The 18660-nt window shown below is 33.1% G+C and carries 17 protein-coding genes; 5 read left to right on the top strand and 12 right to left on the bottom strand.

All coding sequences use genetic code 11. From position 1 onward, the window contains the following. Positions 1–2: 2 nt before the first annotated feature. From CN946_RS03330 to queC, 9 genes are all read right to left on the bottom strand, one after another. A complete protein-coding gene (locus CN946_RS03330) occupies positions 3–674 on the bottom strand; it encodes a YdeI/OmpD-associated family protein (protein ID WP_098859883.1) in 672 nt (223 codons plus the stop codon). A gap of 112 nt (positions 675–786) precedes the next feature. Then, positions 787–2730 carry an FtsX-like permease family protein gene (locus CN946_RS03325; protein ID WP_098859882.1) on the bottom strand — a complete coding sequence of 648 codons (1944 nt, stop codon included), beginning with the start codon at positions 2728–2730 and terminating at the stop codon, positions 787–789. Next, positions 2720–3481: an ABC transporter ATP-binding protein gene (locus tag CN946_RS03320; protein ID WP_098426301.1), complete on the bottom strand. Its 762-nt coding sequence runs from the start codon at positions 3479–3481 to the stop codon at positions 2720–2722. The genes CN946_RS03325 and CN946_RS03320 overlap by 11 nt, the downstream gene beginning before the upstream one ends. Before the next feature lie 104 nt (positions 3482–3585). Continuing rightward, on the bottom strand, positions 3586–4590 hold the full coding sequence (locus CN946_RS03315; protein ID WP_098859881.1) for a sensor histidine kinase: 1005 nt from the start codon (positions 4588–4590) through the stop codon (positions 3586–3588). Next, the gene (locus CN946_RS03310; RefSeq protein WP_098859880.1) at positions 4590–5276 is read right to left on the bottom strand and encodes a response regulator transcription factor; all 687 of its coding nucleotides are present in this window, start codon (positions 5274–5276) and stop codon (positions 4590–4592) included. The genes CN946_RS03315 and CN946_RS03310 overlap by 1 nt, the downstream gene beginning before the upstream one ends. A gap of 137 nt (positions 5277–5413) precedes the next feature. Then, complete coding sequence (gene queF / locus CN946_RS03305) at positions 5414–5911, bottom strand: preQ(1) synthase (RefSeq protein WP_088012612.1); 498 nt, start codon at positions 5909–5911, stop codon at positions 5414–5416. A gap of 5 nt (positions 5912–5916) precedes the next feature. After that, complete coding sequence (queE, locus tag CN946_RS03300) at positions 5917–6633, bottom strand: 7-carboxy-7-deazaguanine synthase QueE (protein WP_098859879.1); 717 nt, start codon at positions 6631–6633, stop codon at positions 5917–5919. Further along, positions 6626–7102, bottom strand: a complete 477-nt coding sequence (queD, locus tag CN946_RS03295; protein WP_098859878.1) for a 6-carboxytetrahydropterin synthase QueD — start codon at positions 7100–7102, stop codon at positions 6626–6628. Before queD ends, queE begins: the two co-directional genes overlap by 8 nt. Continuing rightward, positions 7095–7760 (bottom strand): 7-cyano-7-deazaguanine synthase QueC, encoded by a 666-nt coding sequence (queC, locus tag CN946_RS03290; RefSeq protein WP_098859877.1) that lies wholly within the window; start codon positions 7758–7760, stop codon positions 7095–7097. The genes queD and queC overlap by 8 nt, the downstream gene beginning before the upstream one ends. 361 nt (positions 7761–8121) lie before the next feature. Between queC and pgaC the strand changes: the two genes are divergently transcribed. From pgaC to CN946_RS03270, 3 genes are all read left to right on the top strand, one after another. Then, on the top strand, positions 8122–9357 hold the full coding sequence (gene pgaC, locus CN946_RS03285) for a poly-beta-1,6-N-acetyl-D-glucosamine synthase (RefSeq protein ID WP_098859876.1): 1236 nt from the start codon (positions 8122–8124) through the stop codon (positions 9355–9357). Positions 9358–10956: 1599 nt separating this feature from the next. Continuing rightward, on the top strand, positions 10957–12198 hold the full coding sequence (locus CN946_RS03275) for a ParM/StbA family protein (protein ID WP_098859874.1): 1242 nt from the start codon (positions 10957–10959) through the stop codon (positions 12196–12198). Positions 12199–12207: 9 nt separating this feature from the next. Next, the gene (locus tag CN946_RS03270; RefSeq protein WP_098859873.1) at positions 12208–12810 is read left to right on the top strand and encodes a hypothetical protein; all 603 of its coding nucleotides are present in this window, start codon (positions 12208–12210) and stop codon (positions 12808–12810) included. A 53-nt stretch (positions 12811–12863) separates the two neighbouring features. Here CN946_RS03270 and CN946_RS03265 read toward each other — a convergent pair whose 3' ends face one another. The 3 genes from CN946_RS03265 to CN946_RS03255 form a co-directional block, all read right to left on the bottom strand. Next, positions 12864–13277: a CBS domain-containing protein gene (locus CN946_RS03265; RefSeq protein WP_286133800.1), complete on the bottom strand. Its 414-nt coding sequence runs from the start codon at positions 13275–13277 to the stop codon at positions 12864–12866. A gap of 204 nt (positions 13278–13481) precedes the next feature. Beyond that, a complete protein-coding gene (locus CN946_RS03260; RefSeq protein ID WP_098859872.1) occupies positions 13482–14390 on the bottom strand; it encodes an EamA family transporter in 909 nt (302 codons plus the stop codon). 266 nt (positions 14391–14656) lie between these two features. After that, the gene (locus CN946_RS03255; protein ID WP_098859871.1) at positions 14657–15475 is read right to left on the bottom strand and encodes a purine-nucleoside phosphorylase; all 819 of its coding nucleotides are present in this window, start codon (positions 15473–15475) and stop codon (positions 14657–14659) included. A gap of 243 nt (positions 15476–15718) precedes the next feature. On the opposite strand from CN946_RS03255, the gene CN946_RS03250 reads away from it, so the two are divergent. Both CN946_RS03250 and treP read left to right on the top strand, forming a co-directional pair. Beyond that, positions 15719–16933 carry an ROK family transcriptional regulator gene (locus CN946_RS03250; RefSeq protein ID WP_098859870.1) on the top strand — a complete coding sequence of 405 codons (1215 nt, stop codon included), beginning with the start codon at positions 15719–15721 and terminating at the stop codon, positions 16931–16933. Positions 16934–17195: 262 nt separating this feature from the next. Further along, on the top strand, positions 17196–18614 hold the full coding sequence (treP, locus tag CN946_RS03245) for a PTS system trehalose-specific EIIBC component (RefSeq protein WP_098859869.1): 1419 nt from the start codon (positions 17196–17198) through the stop codon (positions 18612–18614). Positions 18615–18660 lie beyond the last annotated feature (46 nt).

Here is an 18660-nt window from a genome sequence, read left to right as displayed (position 1 = left end):
TTCTATTTTTTATCTCTACGATATAAATCCAGCGTTTTGTATCCAGCACCTAAGACCATTTTCATTTCTTCACGTCTTTTTGTTTTCGTTGCTTCTTGCTTAGCGCTATAGACATGTCGTGCCCAATCTTTACGATACCCAGGAGTTAGAGACTGATAGATCGTAAGTAATTCAGGGAAATCTTCTAAATCCTTTTCAACGTTCGGAATCATATAGATATAATCATCTACACATTGACTTGCTTTCGATGAGTTTGCACCTTTTGTTTTTGATTCGTCTTTTAATCCAACAACCGTAAAGACGTCATCCAGTCCAACCATACGAGCAAATTTAATTGTACTTGAACCAATATAGCCGCTCTCATCCGCACCTAATCCTTCGAATAAATCATCACGATGAATATAAGTGGGATATACTTTGTTTCCTTTTTTAGGGTAGGCAATAAAAATATAGCCATTTTTATCTAAATAATGATTCTGGATAATCTTTGTGACTAGTTTTTTTAGTGAGTCCATATCAAGTACAAAAGCAAATATCAGATCGTAAGGATGGTTTTGTAAATCCGTATCAAAATGTGGTAACTCTGCAAAATAATTTGCATCACTTGGTTGATTTAAAACAGTAGCTTTTTTATATTTTTTTAAGTTTAGCTTTTCAACAATGGTTTTAGTCATCCCGATCCACCTTTAAAGTAGTATGTATAAGGCTATTATAAATCAAAATAAGTAAAAAAATAATAGAAGCTCATATTCGAGCTTCTATTATTTATTAGGCAGTATTGCAAGTCTAAAGAGCTTCTTTAATTACTTTTTTATAATAAAGAACGGATAAAAGACCAAAGACCGAGTATAAAACAGCATATAAAACCATGACGATAATCATTGGTGTCCAGACTTCAGTACCGAATAAGAACCATCCAGATTGAACGGCAAAATAGCTATGAACTAGTCCGACTACTAATGGTATACCGAAATTAAACAATTGCTTAGAACGGATACCTCTTAATAAGTCTCTACGGGAAAAACCTAGTTTACGTAAAATAGTATAATTTGGTTTTTCGTCAACACTTTCGTCCATTTGTTTAAAGTATAAAATACATCCAGATGTCATTAAGAATGTTAATCCTAAAAATCCGACGATGAACATAATAAGGCCCATATTTGCTTTCTGACTTTTAACGATTTCAAGTCGAGAAGCATTAGGATAATTCTTATCAAATTGATGGTCCATATAAATATTATTTGCTTTTTCAATTTGTTTTTCATCACTTATATTAATTCCAATGTAGACAGTTGAGTCTTTTTGAATTGATGAATCAAGATTTTGTTTTAATGTTTTAAATACTTGATTGTCTACAATAACAGTAGGAAATCCTCCATTTGTGAAGTAGGAAGGTATAATCTTTTCACGTTTTAATCCTAAATAGTTTAGATTAAATTTTTTCTTGCTACTAGTTAGTTCAATATGCCCTGAATCCTTTAAGGTCATAAATTTTTGAAGCATATCATCGTATCCAGTAAATAAGGCTTCATTTGAAGCAAGGTTTACTTTTACTGACTTTTCGCTTACTACTGCTAGTGGGAATTTGTCAGCATCCTTCATCATGCCTTTTAACTGTGTATCTAGTATACTCTTTATATTTGTATTAACTTGAATAACCTCGATCTGTTTTTCGTTATATTTAATACCATTTGCATTTAAAGCGGATGTGAAAGTTTGTAAATCCTTTTTATTATTTAAGAAAAAGTTAGCAGGGACATGGCTCTCTGCAGTTTTTTCTGCAGAATAATAAGATATATAGCTTAAAGATAATAATCCAATCGCTAGTGCTGAAACGGTTGTAATAATTGTTAATAGCAAGGCATTAGACTTCATTCTAAACATAATTGAAGATAAAGAAAGGACATCATTAATATTTAAATAGCCATTTTTCTTTTTACGAATGATATTTAAAATAAAACGAACCGAACTTTTATACACTAAATAAGTTCCAATAATGACTGACGCTAAAATATAGATCATTACCGAAAATAGTTCAGTCATAGTAGTAAAATCGCCATCAAATAATTTTGATGATAGAAAATAACCTGAGATTATTAATAAAATACCTAAAATTCCAATAGAAATCTCGAAGATAGACATTTTTTTAAGCTTTCCTTCAGTCGATGAGACTACTCGGAATAAAGATAAAATAGTTTGTCGTTTAATAAAAGCATAATTCATTAACATAATGAACGCGTAAATTACGACAAATACAATTAATGTCTGTACTAATGCTTGTGAAGAAAAATGTAAAGTAGCAATCGCTTTTACTCCGACGATTTTATATAAAATCATAATGATTAGCCTTGAAATCGAAAAACCTACTAAGATCCCAAGAACCAATGAACTAAAATATAGAATACAATTTTCAACTGTTAAAATACCGAAAATCCTGTTTTTAGTCATTCCAATTAATTGAAACAAACCAATTTCTTTACTTCTTCTTTTTATAAAAATCATATTTGCATATAAAAGGAAAATCGAAACGATTGCGACAAGTAAAATCGACGCCGAGCGAATTGCTGCTGCTCCTTTGATCGAACCCTTTGTCGCTTCCATTGATGGGTCATACTGTAATGTAACAAATGAGAAGTATAAGGCAGCACTAAAAATTAATGCAAAAACATATAGATAATAGTTTTTTAAATTCTTTTTTAAATTTCGGAATATCAAATGATTAATGCTCATGGTGAACACCACCTAATACACCTTGGGTTTTCATGATATCTTTAAAGAAATTTTGTCTCGTTTCATCGCCTTTGTGTAGCTGTGAATAGATTTGTCCATCTTTAATAAAGACAACTCGATTGCAAAAGCTTGCTGCTACTGGATCATGTGTAACCATTACAATTGTCGCGTTTCTTTTCTCATTTAATTCACTTAGTTTATTTAATAAATCTGAAGCAGATTTTGAATCCAATGCGCCTGTAGGTTCATCTGCGAAAATAATACTAGGTTCATGAATAAATGCTCTAGCGGCTGAAGTACGCTGTTTTTGTCCCCCAGAGATTTCGTTAGGATACTTATCTTTTAATTCATAAATTCCAAGCTCTTTAGCAATAACATCAAACTTTTGATTGGCTTCACTTGGTGACGTTTTAGTTATTGATAAAGGTAGAAGTATATTTTCCTTTACTGTTAATGTGTCTAGTAAGTTGTATTCCTGGAAAATAAAGCCCAAATAGTATTTACGAAATTCTGCTAATTGTTTTTCTCTCATATCTGTAATATCTTTACCTTCAATTGCAATCGTTCCGCTATTAATCTTATCGATCGAGGAAAGAACGTTTAGTAATGTAGTTTTACCAGATCCAGACGGACCCATGATACTAACAAATTCACCTTTTTCGATGTTTATATTAATGCCACTTAACACTTCTTGTTTATTAAATTTATTTCCGTAACTTTTATGAATTTTATTTGCCTCTAAAATATTCATTTCGTACACTCCTTTATTTTCATTCGATAAAATTAGTATAAATGGTTACCAAGACCGTTTCCTTTGATTAACCGAACAATAAACAAAAGCATGTGACAATTTTGTCACATGCCTGTTATTTTTACAAATTCATTTCGTTTAGAGAAGGTTAGTGTGAAAATTGAACCTTTATCTAACTCAGACTTTACTTGGAACGTAATATGTAGGGAATGGGCAGCCTTCTTTGCTAAATATAACCCCATCCCTGTAGAGGCATTATCTTGATGCTGAATCGTTGAAGTAAATCCTTTTTCGAAAATTCGTGGCAAATCTTTTGAATGAATACCTCGACCGAAGTCTTCGATCTCAAGAATCACTTGCTCATTTTTTTGCTTACTTATAATCCGAATGTCTGAGGATGGACTATATTTCACTGCATTTGTTAATAGCTGTCGTAGTATATATGATAGCCATTTAGCATCACTGAATACTTCTAGCTCCTCTAATTCAATATCAAATCCAATCCCTTTATGTATACACCATGATTGCAAAGTTTTAATCTCTGGATAAATGACATCTTCAAGTTGAATTTTTTCGATATAAAGATCATTTTCAATAAAAGGTATTCTTTTTTGGTGAAGTTGTTGATCTAGTAATAGGTGAATACGTAGCCATTCATATGTTAAATTTGATTTCAACTTTTCATCCTTCATACGATCAATCATTAAGTGCATTGCTGTTAAAGGTGTTTTTACTTCATGGATCCATGATAGGAGTTCATCTTTTTCTTGCTCTAAATAAGTTTGATTTTGAATAGCTATTTTTTTTAATAGGCTTGTTTGATTTGTTAAGCTGTTTTCAACAATTTCTTCAAATGGACTATTTGGTTCTTCAATTCCCGTCAAATCAAGGTTATCCTCACGTTCAACAAGGCTCTTATAAAATTTTATTTCTTTAGGATATCGAATGACTAAAAAAATGATAAACAATAATAGTGATAGAAAGACAATGTAAAGTAATGATTTTAAAGGAATTGACGAATCAATAAATGAAACAAATACAACGAGTAATTGTGTTAGTAGAAAAAAAAGTATCCAACTAAATCGTTCAATTAGAAATGTTTTAATCATTAGATGTCCTCTTCTAAAGCAATATATCCTTGACCAACCTTTGTTTCAATAAATTGTCCTAATCCTATTTCATCTAGTCTTTTACGCAATCGATTTACGTTTACTGTTAGGGTGTTATCACTAATAAATCGCTTGTCATCCCAAAGGGCATTGATTAATTCCTCACGACTTACGATTTTATTTTTTTGTTCAATTAGCAGTTTTAAAATATAGATCTCATTTTTTGTAAGTTCAATTGCACCAGTTTCATTCGATACAGTATTTTTTTCATAGTCGATGGTTGCACCACACCAAGTTTTAAGAGCAATTTTTTCGGTATTGTAATTATATACGCGTCTAAGTGTAGCCTGGATTTTCGCAATTAGTACATCAAAATGGAATGGCTTTTGTATAAAATCATCTGCTCCAAGCTGCATCGACATGACCATATCCGAGGGGTGATCTCTTGAAGATAGAAAGATAATTGGTACATTTGAATGGGAACGAATCATACGACACCAGTGAAAACCATCGTATTTTGGTAGTTGTATATCAATGATGACTAAATCTGGTTTTATCACTGTAAATTCTTGAATTACCTTATTAAAGTCTGTTATCCCATATACTTCATAGGACCATCCAGATAAGCGATCTTTAATCTCAGTGAATAGAGAAGAATCATCTTCAATGAGTAATAGTTTAAACAAATGGTTTCACCACACTTTTTATTTACTTTCCATTAATTGTAAAATAAAAACAAATTAAGTGCCATAAACGAATATAGTATTTACCTGAATAAAAAAAGTACACTGTTTTTTATACAGTGTACTTTAAAGTGATTTTTTTATCGATTATCAATCTTCTCAGGGTATAAATCATGGTTCATCATACGATGTTCAGCCATTTTTTCGTATTTTGTACCTGGTCGACCATAGTTACAATATGGGTCAATTGAAATTCCGCCACGTGGGGTGAATTTACCCCAGACCTCAATATAACGAGGATCCATTAATTTGATGAGATCATCCATAATAATATTCATGCAATCCTCATGGAAGTCACCATGATTACGGAAGCTAAAGAAGTATAATTTTAATGATTTACTTTCAACCATTTTTTTCTCAGGAATATAGCTTATATAAATTGTCGCAAAATCAGGTTGACCAGTTTTTGGACAAAGTGAAGTAAATTCAGGGAAATTAAATTTTACGAAATAATCACGATCTGGGTGAGTATTATCAAATGTTTCTAATATTCCTGGATCGTATTCAAATAAATATTTTGTGTTATTGCTGCCAAGTAATGATACATCTTCTAGTGAACCTTTTGATCTTCCTACCATTTTGGTTAAACTCCTCTCTTATTTCCCCAAACAAATGCATGTAATTGAGGTAAAACTTTTACATTTTTAAATACCTTCGATTTCATAGCTTCATCTATAAGCCATTCGTAACGATTTAACATGTATTGTAATAAAGTGCTATCATCCGCATTTAGCCAACTATTTCCGACTTGTAAAAAGAATGGAACATGTGGGAATTTTTGATGAACTGTTTCCGCATAAGCTAAATCTTTTTCATCAAAAATAACAACTTTTAAGCAAAACTTTGGATGATTTTCTAAATTTTGAATAATGCTTCCTAGCATATCGAAATCAGTATTCATGCCACTGCTAGGCGGTTTAGGCGATAAAGTAACTTCATCAATAGAAGGTAACCATGGTTGCCACTTACTACCTTGGGTTTCAAGAGCTAAAGTCATATTCTTTTCCTTTAAAAACTCAACTACAGGGCCTAAAGATGGAAGTAAGGCAGGGTTTCCACCAGAAATCGTAATATGAGAGAATGTATCGCCGCCTAAGTTGGTTAAATTCTTCCAAACTTCTTCTGCGGTCATCCATTTTATATTTTCTTTTTCACTACCATCCCAAGTGAACGAAGAATCGCACCAACTACAAGAGTAATCACAACCCGCCGTACGAATAAACATCGTTTTTTGACCGATTGCCATTCCTTCACCTTGTACAGTAGGTCCGAATATTTCAAGTACTGGAATTTTACTCATTGATCATCCACTCCCTACGAGCTTCTGCGTAGCAAGTAGGCGTTTCAAATAAACGAACAAACTCTACTCGAATATCTTGTGCAGGATTTGTATGATCCTTAAGTGCATTTTCCATTTGCTCATAAATCCAAACAACCATATTTTCGGCTGTTGTATTCATCGGAGGTAGCATCTCATTTAAATAACGATGATCTAAATAGATTTCAATTTTTTCCTTCCAAATCTGTTTAATATCACCAAAATCGATTACTAAGCCGATGTCATCAACAAAACCACTAATTCCAAAAATAACTTTATATGTGTGTCCGTGTAAATTCTTACATTTACCTTCATAGCAATGTAAGTGATGTGCAGCATCAAAGGTAAATTCTTTATTAACGAGGACTCGTTTATGGTGATATTTTAAGTCTTCTTTTTTTATATGCTCATCAATTTTATGAAGTCTATCTACGATACGAAAATCAAACATGCTTAGTGGCTCCCTTCGATTGAAGGTAACGATCTAAACCAGCCTGACGAAGCTCACATGCCGGACATTCTCCACAACCGTCAGAAATAATGCCGTTATAGCAAGTTAATGTTTTATTTTTTACGTATTCAAATGCGCCTAATTCATCAGCTAATTTCCATGTGTCAGCCTTATCGATCCACATAAGTGGAGTATGAATAACAAATGGATAATCCATAGATAGATTAAGAGTTACATTTAATGATTTAACAAAGATATCTCGGCAGTCAGGGTAACCGCTAAAGTCAGTCTCACAAACGCCAGTAATAATGTGCTTTGCTCCTTTTTGTTTAGCAAGTACTGCTGCAAAAGATAGGAATAATAAGTTACGTCCATCGACGAATGTAGAAGGAAGTTCGCCTTCTTCGTGAGTTATATCAATATCTGATCTTGTTAAAGCATTTGGTGCAAGCTGATTTAACAAGGACATATCAAGGATATGGTGGGGAATATTTAATTCCTTACAAATATCTGCAGCTACATCTAATTCTAGTTTATGGCGCTGATTGTAATTAAACGTAACAGCCTCAACCTCACCAAATTGTTGCATAGCCCAGAATAAACAAGTAGTACTGTCTTGGCCACCGCTAAATACAACGATTGCTTTTTCATTTTTCATATTTCTTCTCTCCTTTACATGTTTAAAAAGAAGAGGGCATCCCGAATAACAAAAATAAAAACAATACGACAAATATTGTTTTTCGCCTTATTTTTTTGTAGAGGGGAGTTTGCGACCTCTACCATAAGCAATAAAACTTATGGATTTTTCTATTAAATTTTCTATCTATTAAATTGTACTAGAGAAGTACAATCATAATTCCCATTATAATCGTTTCATGTTAAAAGAACAAAAACTTTTGTAAGAAAGTAAAAAATTACATATATGGGTAAGAAAAACACTGTTAATTTATTTGTATTTGCTGATACTAGTTTTTATATGGGAGTTGCATTATTGAATTTAGTAAATTAGGTGATTAAAATTGAACAAATTCATAAGCCTTTTGTCGGAGTTTGTATTTTGGTATCCATTGGTTATGTCTTTATTTTGGGTGGCCGGATCTAGTCTATTTTTCCGATACCGAGAAAAAGGAAAAGATGTAAATTTTGAAGGGATTGATTGGCCATTAATTAGCATCTTAATACCTTGTTATAACGAGGAAGAAACAATTGAAGAAACAATTCAATATTTAGTGGAACTAGATTATCCATTAAAAGAAATCATTGCTGTAAACGATGGCAGTAAGGATTCAACCTTTAAAATTTTAGAAAGTATGGCAAATAAACATCGCGAGGTTAAGGCAATTGATTGTAGAGAAAATAGGGGGAAAGCAAATGCTCTACATATTGCTTGCCATGCATCAAAAGGGGAGTTTTTAGTTTGTATTGATTCGGACGCTATATTAGCGCCTAAAGCTGCACAGTATCTTATTTATCATTTTCTACATAGTGGGGAAAGATTAGGTGCCGTAACGGGTAATCCAAGAATTCGAAATCGTGATACGCTACTGAGTAGATTACAAATAGTAGAATATTCTTCTATTATTGGGGCCATAAAAAGAACCCAAAGAATGCTCGGTAAAATTATGACTGTATCAGGCGTAGTCGTTGCATTTCGAAAAAAAGCACTTGTAGATGTAGGATTATGGGACCGCGACATGATTACAGAAGACATCGCAGTATCCTGGAAGCTACAAGAAAGATTTTGGGATATACGCTATGAACCTCGTGCACTTTGCTGGATGTTAGTTCCAGAAACATTAAAGGGAATTTGGAATCAAAGAATTCGTTGGGCACAGGGTGGTCAAGAGGTAATTATGCGGTATTGGCGTTTATTATTGGACTTTCGGCATAGAAGGATCTGGCCAATCTATCTTGAACAATGGGTTAGTTTAATTTGGTCATTTTCTTGGGTATTCGTGACAATTTACTATTTAATAACTGCTAACAGTGTACAAGAATTAATAATATGGATGACTTTTTCTTCTTTCTCACTTGTTTTCATGAGTCTTATACAGCTTTGGATGTCGATAAGAGTGGATTCCACATACGATAACATAAAAAAATATTACTTATGGGCCGCGTGGTATCCAGTTATTTATTGGGTTTTAAACGCAATAATTGTAATGTTTGCATTACCAAAAGCAATTAAATCAAGAATAAAAGGTGGTTATGCAACATGGACAAGTCCAGACAGGGGAAACAGGAAACTGGAGTAATCGTTCATTCAAAGAAAAATTGGATAAATGAAGTGATGATTACGATTACCACATTAGTAGTTTGGATCTATTGCATAATTGTAATAGCTTTTTTCATTAGTTCGCTAATAAATTACAATAATCGATATATAAATATAATAAAGTCCTATTTCAAAATGACAAATCGCGACATACGTTTTTTTATTTTATTTACAATCCTTTTGTGGATCGTTTTTTATTTTGGACTTTTAAGTTGGAAATTTTATAATCTAAAAAGATTTGGATCATTACGGAGAAGGTCATATCCAAAATTTACGACAAAGGAGGACATATTAAATTTAAAGCTTATGTCTGAAGAGGATTACAATAAATTACAGGATTCAAAAATAATAATCTTCGAAAATAATCCTATTCAAGAGTTAGTTAATCATAATAAAAATAAGTAATCCACATGTGGATATTTTTAATCAAGGGACTTATCCACATATTGACAGGTAGAAGCCATCTATCTGTTTTTTAATTTTTAGAGAAAAATACTTTGAATAGAGTTGTACACATGTTTGTACACAAGAATACATTTCGTAAACAAATGTACACGATAAAGTGTACTTGTCCACATAGCTGTAAACTTTTTATAAAATAATTTTTTTTAAAAGTCTCAGAGGTAGGAAACAAACATCTTAAAAATAATTCTAGAATAAATGAAATGTAGACTTAACTGTATACACGTACACATTTTTGTAAACAATTGTACACAAAAAAGTAAACTTTACATTCTGTCGAAAAAAGGTTATCTAATCCAATAATTCATCATTATTTTTGACATGAATAATTTCACAGATTATTTGTTTCTATATAATGATAAGTTAGTTGCTTTTCATTAAAGGATTTGGGTTTTCGTGGAGTGGGAACCGATCATTCCCATCATTGACTAAAGACTGGAATCTCAACTTTCCCGCATTCCCTACAGGATTCGAGTACTCTTGGTTGGCATGAACTTCTTCATAAAAAAATTTAATTTAAATAAACATCTAAAATAATTATAACTTTGAAGAATTGCCTTTTAATAAACGAAGCACACTTGATATTCGATCTCGAGTTACACATCTATACAAGCATAGTAAACAGGTTAATATTTTGAGGCTCTGGAAAAGGCGCCGGCAGTTATGTTTGCATTTAGTTTGAGAATTTAATTTCAGCAAGTTGTTCAAAAAAATTTTACCAACAAAAACCACTATTATATCAAAGAAGTTCACTTAGTGTTCGTACATTCAATATTTGCTCTAATATAGCTCATCTTATTGGTTTAAAATATCTAATTTTTATAAAGTTCTCAGAGGTAGAACACAATCGTCCTAAAATAAATTAGACAAAAGAGAGTTGTATACATTTTTGTATACAAGTACACGTTTTTGTATACAAATGTATACAGTTTTGTAAACATGTATACATTTGTGTAAACGAATAATGTGTTTACGTTTTTGTATACAAGATGACAATTCGTTTACATTTATATGATACTTAAAAATGATGATTGACCGGTTATCTAAAGTTAGATACGATTTTAGTAGAACTACAAGTAAGACTATAAATCTATTAATAATGAAAGGGATGATTTATATGGTAAATGCTCGTATAGCTGCTATTGATGTTGGAAACGATTCACTCAAAGGAATTTTTGGGAAGATGGAAGCTGAGATTAATATTCCTAATATTATTGCTAGGGATACAGAAGATCGTCCGATCATTGGAATAGAGGAACTAGACAACCAAGATCCAGTTGATGGAATACATATTCGCGTTCACTCTCCTACGTTAAAAGAGAATAATACTGTTTACCGAGTAGGTAACTTAGCAACAAAAAGTAGTAATGCAACTGAATTAGATCCTGGAAGTAACAAGTCTGAAGAAGATCAAACACTTATTATGTTATTTGCAGCGTTAGCATTAGATGCAGCAAGAGAAGAAAATAAACAAGTAGTAAAGAACTCCAACAATGTAATTGAGGTAACTTACGTACTAGGTACTGGCCTTCCACTTAGAGAAGTAAAGGAAGGGAAGGATGTCGGTTATCGATCGCGTTTACTAGGTTCAGTTCACCAAGTAGAGTTTTTAGTAACGCCTAGATATCAAGGATTAAAAGTTAATATTAAATTTGAAGATGTTAAAGTTTACCCTGAAGGATTTGCCGCTTTTATCAATCTAGTTATGGATAATCATTTAAACATAATTAACAAAGATCTTATTGATAAAAAAATCCTTATTCAAGACATCGGTGGGTTATCAACTGATATCGCCGTCATTAGAAATAGGAAGGTAGATGACGATAAAGCTCAAGGCTTTAATCTAGGAGTAGCAGAATCACTAGAAGCAATTCGTGAAGAGATTCGTTCTAGACATGGTGTTGAACTCGATAGCCGTAGAGATGTAGTAGAAATTATTACTAAGAAAAGCGACCGAAATCACATTTATGTTAAAGGTAGTCGGACAAGCGTTCATGATATTGTAGACAGAATTTTATTAGAATTAGCAAAAAAACAATATCGTCATTTAAGAAATATTTGGCAGAAAAACTCTCAAACGGAAATATGCTATTTCATCGGTGGAGGTTCCCTAATCTTAAAGGATTATCTTAAGACACTAAATAACAACCTAGATGGATATAATATTGATTTCTTTGAAGATGAGAAGGAAAGTATCTGGATGATGGCGAATGCTTATTATAAACTAATTGCCGATTTTGAAATAAAAAGAATAAGAGAATCCCGTAGAGAAGCAAACCAAAACCAAAACCAAAATCAAAATCAAAGAGAAGCACAACAAACTCAAAAAGAAGAACAAAAAATGTCTAAAGCAAAATAAGGTGATTCCATGAAGGAAAAAGAATTGACGAGGGGACAACCTATTACATTTCGTATCCCTTCCGATACGCCTGATCAGATCATAAAACATTTGCAACAGCTTAAGCAAAGCGAAAGGCGAAACTTTTCAAGTAAGATTGCTGAGTACGTAATAAGCGGAATTAATGACTCATTATCAAAGCAAAGGCAAACAATAGCGATTCCACTTCCGAAAAGCCTAGATAAAGCTCAAAGAGATTGGTTAAAACATGAACATTCTGAGGCATTATTAGGAAGTATTGTGTACCAACTATTATCCAATCCAATTCGAACTGCTTCTCTTATTACATCGCTCAATAGTAATAGTCTAGCGATTGAAGAAGCTCTATATCTTCAAGAAGAAATGAATGAGTTAGAGCCAGAATTGGAACCCGTTCAGACAGAAATCCGTACAAGCGAACGGAATGCAACAAAATTAGGTAATATTGGAAGAAAAGCCGATCGTGATGATGATTTAGATAACTTTAATTGGGAAGTTGCAAGCAAAAATGAAATCTCTGCAGCTGAAGAAGATATAGAAGAGGAAGATATGGATAGTCTCCTCGGTGATTTTCTTTCACAAATGAATAAATAAGAAATCATATATAAGGGACCGAATAAGTTTACGGTCCCTTTGTTCATTTTTAATTATTTAATATCGTTCTGAGAGATTTGTGACAATGCTTCGCCAGCACTTTCATCTGATTGTTCTTGTACAGCTAAATCTCCAAGTGAAAGCATTCCAACAAGATTGCCATTTTCTACGACTGGCAATCTTCTAATTTGATGCTGTGCCATTAAACTCGACGCTTCTTGAAGACTGGCATTACAATCAATCGTCACAATGTCATTGGACATTACTTGAGAAGCATTTGCGTTGTCATTTTGACCAATTCCACGTAAAGCTAAGTCACGATCTGTAATCATTCCTACTACTTGACCATTTTCAACAACTGGAATTGCACCTACATTCAATGATTCCATTTTACTTGCTACTGATTGTAACGAATCTTGATTTGAACAACATTCAACATTACTCGACATGACGTCTCTTACTTTCATAAAAACACCTCCATAAAAATAACAAAGATATTACTGTGAATATCTTTGTTTATTGAAAAAATCCAAAAAATTGATTTTCAGACTAATTGCAAGCGATTTGCGAGCAATCTGAAATATTATTTGAAATATCAATTTAATTATTCGGAGTATTAGCAGATTTATGATGCATAATGTATTTTTACGAGTTTAATGTAAGAAATTTTTTTATACTGATTGAAGTGACTTTCTTTTAAAGAATTCAGGTAAAGTGATACCGATTAAAATTAAAATAATACCAAAGTATTGTGGAGCTCCAACCGTTTCCTTTAATACAATCGCTGACATTAATGTAGCTGTCGGTAATTCTGCTGCACCTAAAATAGAGGCAAGACCAGAACCTGTTAAAGGAACGCCTTTTGAAAACATTAAAGTAGAGAAAAATGGACCTAGAAAGCCAAGGATCAGCCCGTACTTTAATGAAAGTTCTGCAAATAAGCGCCAATTTGTGAAAAACGTAGGTGGGAGGAAGATAGCACAAATTATAAACCCACCTGTAATCATTAATGCCGTTTTTGTTATTGGGTTTGCTTTTAAAGCGATTCTACCGCTAAGTAATATAAAAGTACTGTACGAAACCGCGGACAACGCCCCAAATAAAACTCCTAACCAATTCAATGATCCAATACCCTCGGTTAAAACATTTGTCGCAAAGATCGTGCCGATAACGAGAGGAATCAATGAGAGCAATTTACTTTTTTCAGGAAGTTTTCGATTGACTACTGATTCTAATAAAACGCCAATCCAAGTGAATTGGAACAACAGCACAATTGCTAATGATGCAGTAATATATTGTAAAGCCAAATAATAAAACATCCCAGTTAAGCCAGTGGTAGACCCTAATACAACAAGTAATAAAACATCCTTCTTTGTAGGCTTTAAATAGTGTTCATTATTTGATTTAGCGGATTTACTTTTATTAAAAAGTACGATGGACCATAACAATATAGCTCCAACAAACATTTGCATACCAACTACATCATTTACAATAAAACCATCACCATACGCCAATTTTACGAAGGTAGACAAAACACCATAACAAACAGAACCGATAATAATATATAGTATACCTTTCAAAATAACACCCCGTTTTAATAAAAAGAAGTAAAGAGGCAGAGCCTCTTTACTTATATCTAATTTCATATTTTGTTACTGTCTAATTGAGCAAGATATTTCTCCGGTAATACTCTCTCCAGAGCCACTCGAACGCTTTCCGCATTGTCTAGCTCCAGGCGTTAGCCCCTCGAGGTCATAAGCCGAAGCTCAATAAAGGTAAAAACCAACCTTTATCGTTCTTCATCTTATGCTTGTCGGGGCTGATCAAACGCCTTCCGCATTTCGAATTACATTTCTTCTAAAATGCCCTTAACTAAGTTAACGAATTTTGTTCTAACCATGCTTGCTACTTCAATTACTTCTTCGTGGTTTAATGGTTGGTCTAGGATGCCACAAGCCATGTTTGTTAGGCAAGAGATACCTAAAACTTTCATACTTCCGTGAACGGCTACGATTGCTTCTGGAACCGTCGACATCCCAACAGAATCAGCACCTAGTGTACGGATCATACGGATTTCAGCAGGTGTTTCGTATGAAGGGCCACTCCACCAAGCATAAACACCTTGTTGTAATTTAAGATCTTGTTTCGCAGCAACATTTAATGCAAGGCTACGTAATTCTTTGTTATATACTTCAGAAACGTCAGGGAAGCGAGTTCCTAGTTCTGGGTTATTTGGTCCAATTAAAGGATTTGTTCCAACTAAATTAATATGATCAGTAATTAACATTAAATCGCCTGGATTAAAGCTAGTGTTAACAGCCCCACAAGCATTAGTTACGATTAATTTTTCTACTCCAAGTGCTTTCATTACACGCACAGGGAACGTTACTTCATCTAAAGTAAAGCCTTCATAATAATGGAAACGGCCTTTCATTGCTACCACAGCTTGGCCTTTTAATTCACCGATTACTAATTCATTTGCGTGTCCAACTGCTTCAGACTTTGCAAAATGAGGAATTTCACTGTAAGGAATTACAACAGAGTTTTCGATTTCATCTGCAAGAGTCCCTAAGCCAGAACCTAATATTAATCCAACCGTTGGACGGTAGTTTGTTTTATTTAATATAAAATCTCTTGTTTCTAAAATATGTTCAGTTTTATGCATTTATTTTTCCTCCTAAAATGAGCGATCGGGATTGTAATAAGAATTCTAATAAATATTAATGCTTTCACCATAAGTCTAAAGGAAAATTCCTTACTTGTAAACAGACTAAAAATCATTTTGGAAAAAAGATTATTCCTTTTTACTAAAAACACTGTGAATATAGCGTGTAAATAGCTATACTTAATTCATAAAATATAAAAAGTTAAATGGATGTAAAATAAGATTATATTTTTGGAGGAGTCAATGATCAGGCAATTTATAGGCTATCAGTCGCCTAAAATCAAAAGTTTAAAGCTTTTATATAGTTTAATACGAAAATTAGGGCCAATTAAAGTTAGTTCATTAACTGAAATGACAGGATATAAACATACTACATGTGTACGGTTATTAGATGAATTAGTACAGGAAGGGCTTATATATGACAGTGGTTTAGGGGTTTCTAGTGGTGGAAGGAGACCAGCAATGTATGTGATTAACCCAACTGCATTCTACTTAATCGGTGTCGAAATCACGAATTTATTTACAACAGTACTACTGCTTGATCTAAATCTAACAATTATCGATTCAAAAAAATTAAAAATGAGCAATGTAAGTACTGGAGAATATACTTTAAATTTTGTAACCAAAAGTGTAAGTGAATTATTAGATCAAAATAATATTAATAGAGAACAATTATTAGGAATTGGTATTGGAGTGTTAGAACCAATTGATCAAGAAAAAGGTGTAATGATTAAATCGGGATCATTTTTAGCAGATGGATGGGATGATTTAAATATTGTTAAGCACTTAGAAGAAGCTAATCAGTGCCCGGTGTTACTAAATAACGGTACAAATTTAGCTGCCTTAGCAGAGTACAGACTAAATTTCAGTAAAGAAAACGAAAATATTGTTTTCGTTTCGAGTGACATGGGAATACGTTGTGGAATTATTCAACAAGGTAAATTAATAAGCAATAAGAACGAGATGGACGATGCTTTTGGACATATGATCGTTGATATTCATGGAAAGCTTTGTTCATGTGGTTCATATGGTTGTCTACAAGCATACAGTAGTTTACCTGCAATTCGAGAAGAGGTAATCAAACGTGTTAAGCGCGGTGAGATTACTTCTTTGATGAGGGAATTAAACGATGTCGAAAATATTAGCTATCATCAAATTCTAGAAGCTTTAGAAAAGGAAGACCCACTTTGTTTAGAGGTCATAAAAGAGGCGGCTAATTACTTTGGAATTGGACTGACTAATCTTATTTATATTGTACGCCCTGATATTGTCATTTGTGGAGGTACATTAGTTCCAAAGCCATTATTCTTTGATGTAGCATGCGAAACAGCACAAGGAAGATTGAAAAGTTATCCAAACAGCCCTGTTCAAATCATTAAATCATCGACAGCGTATAATATCGTTGCACAAGGAGCTGGATGCATCGTATTTGATCAATTTACAGAGGAAACTATGTAATAAAAACTAAAAACCGTTAATGCTCTACCTGGGAACAGATAGAGGTTAACGGTTTTTTTATGAATTGTTTTGTTTCAATAAATGGTGATAAAAGAATTTATTTGTAAATTGATTAACGATTTCCATGGAAATTAATAAGAAGTGATAACGTTTACAAAAAACGCTTGCAATCCTGTACGTACAAGAATATACTAATCTTGTACGTACAGGATGAACTTAAAAATTATAAAATAAATAATAGATTGCTCGAGGAGGGGATATCATGAGCCGATTTAGTGATGAAGCAAAACAATTACTTCAGTACATTGGTGGTAAAGAAAACATCGCTACCGTAACTCATTGTGCAACGCGAATGCGTTTTGTGCTGAAAGACGTTAAAAAAGCTGATGAAAAAATGATTCAAGAAATTAAAATAGTTAAAGGTACTTTTACGCAAGCAGGGCAATTTCAAGTAATTATCGGTAATGAAGTATCTATTTTTTATAATGAATTTGTAAAATTAGCTGGGGTAGAGGAAACTTCAAAAGATGAAGCTAAAATAGCTGCAAGGCAAAATATGACATGGATTCAAAGACTACTTGCTCACCTAGCGGAAATCTTTTCACCATTAATTCCAGCCATTGTTGTTGGGGGTCTAATCTTAGGATTCCGTAACATAATTGGTGATATTAAATTACTAGATCATGGTACTAAAACGCTTGTTGAAACCTCTCAATTTTGGGCGGGAACACATTCTTTTTTATGGTTGATCGGTGAAGCCATTTTTCATTTCTTACCAGTTGGTATTACATGGTCAATTACAAAGAAAATGGGTACGACTCAAATTCTGGGGATTGTTTTAGGTATTACACTTGTTTCACCACAACTACTAAATGCATACGCAGTAGCAGGTGGGGCAGTACCACCAGTTTGGGACTTTGGTTTTGCTAAAATCGATATGATTGGTTATCAAGCGCAAGTTATTCCAGCTATTTTAGCCGGTTTCACTTTAGCGATTTTAGAGACAAATATTCGGAAAATCGTTCCAAGTGCAATTTCAATGATTGTGGTACCGTTCTTTGCACTAGTACCAACAGTGTTAATTGCACATGTAGTATTAGGTCCGATTGGTTGGAAAATCGGTTCAGCTATCTCACATTTAGTATATTCAGGATTAACCTCTTCATTTGGATGGCTATTTGCCTTAGTTTTTGGATTCTTCTATGCACCACTAGTTATTACAGGATTGCATCATATGACTAATGCAATCGATCTTCAACTAATGAGTCAACTTAACGGAACAAATCTGTGGCCGATGATCGCTTTATCAAATATCGCACAAGGTTCAGCTGTTTTAGCAATCATTTATTTGAATAGAAAGAATGAAGAAGAAAAGCAAGTATCAATACCTGCTGCTATCTCTTGTTTCTTAGGAGTAACAGAGCCAGCAATGTTTGGTATTAACTTAAAATATGCTTATCCATTCTTAGCTGCCATGATTGGCTCGGGTATAGCTGCAATTGTTTCAGTTGGTTCAGGTGTAATGGCGAATTCAATTGGTGTTGGAGGCCTTCCAGCAATTTTATCTATTCAGCCTAAACATATTGGAATGTTTTCAATCGCTATGCTAGTTGCAGTCGTTGTCCCATTCATTTTAACGATTATCTTTAACAAGAAAAAACTGCTAGTGAAAAACTCATAATTATTTAAGGGGAAGGAAATCTATTTTCCTTCCTTTCGAATTTATT

Source organism: Bacillus sp. AFS053548, from assembly GCF_002575105.1.
GTDB lineage: Bacteria > Bacillota > Bacilli > Bacillales > Bacillaceae_G > Gottfriedia.
Note: the sequence above shows the minus strand (reverse complement) of the source record. Positions and strands in the feature narration are given on the sequence as shown.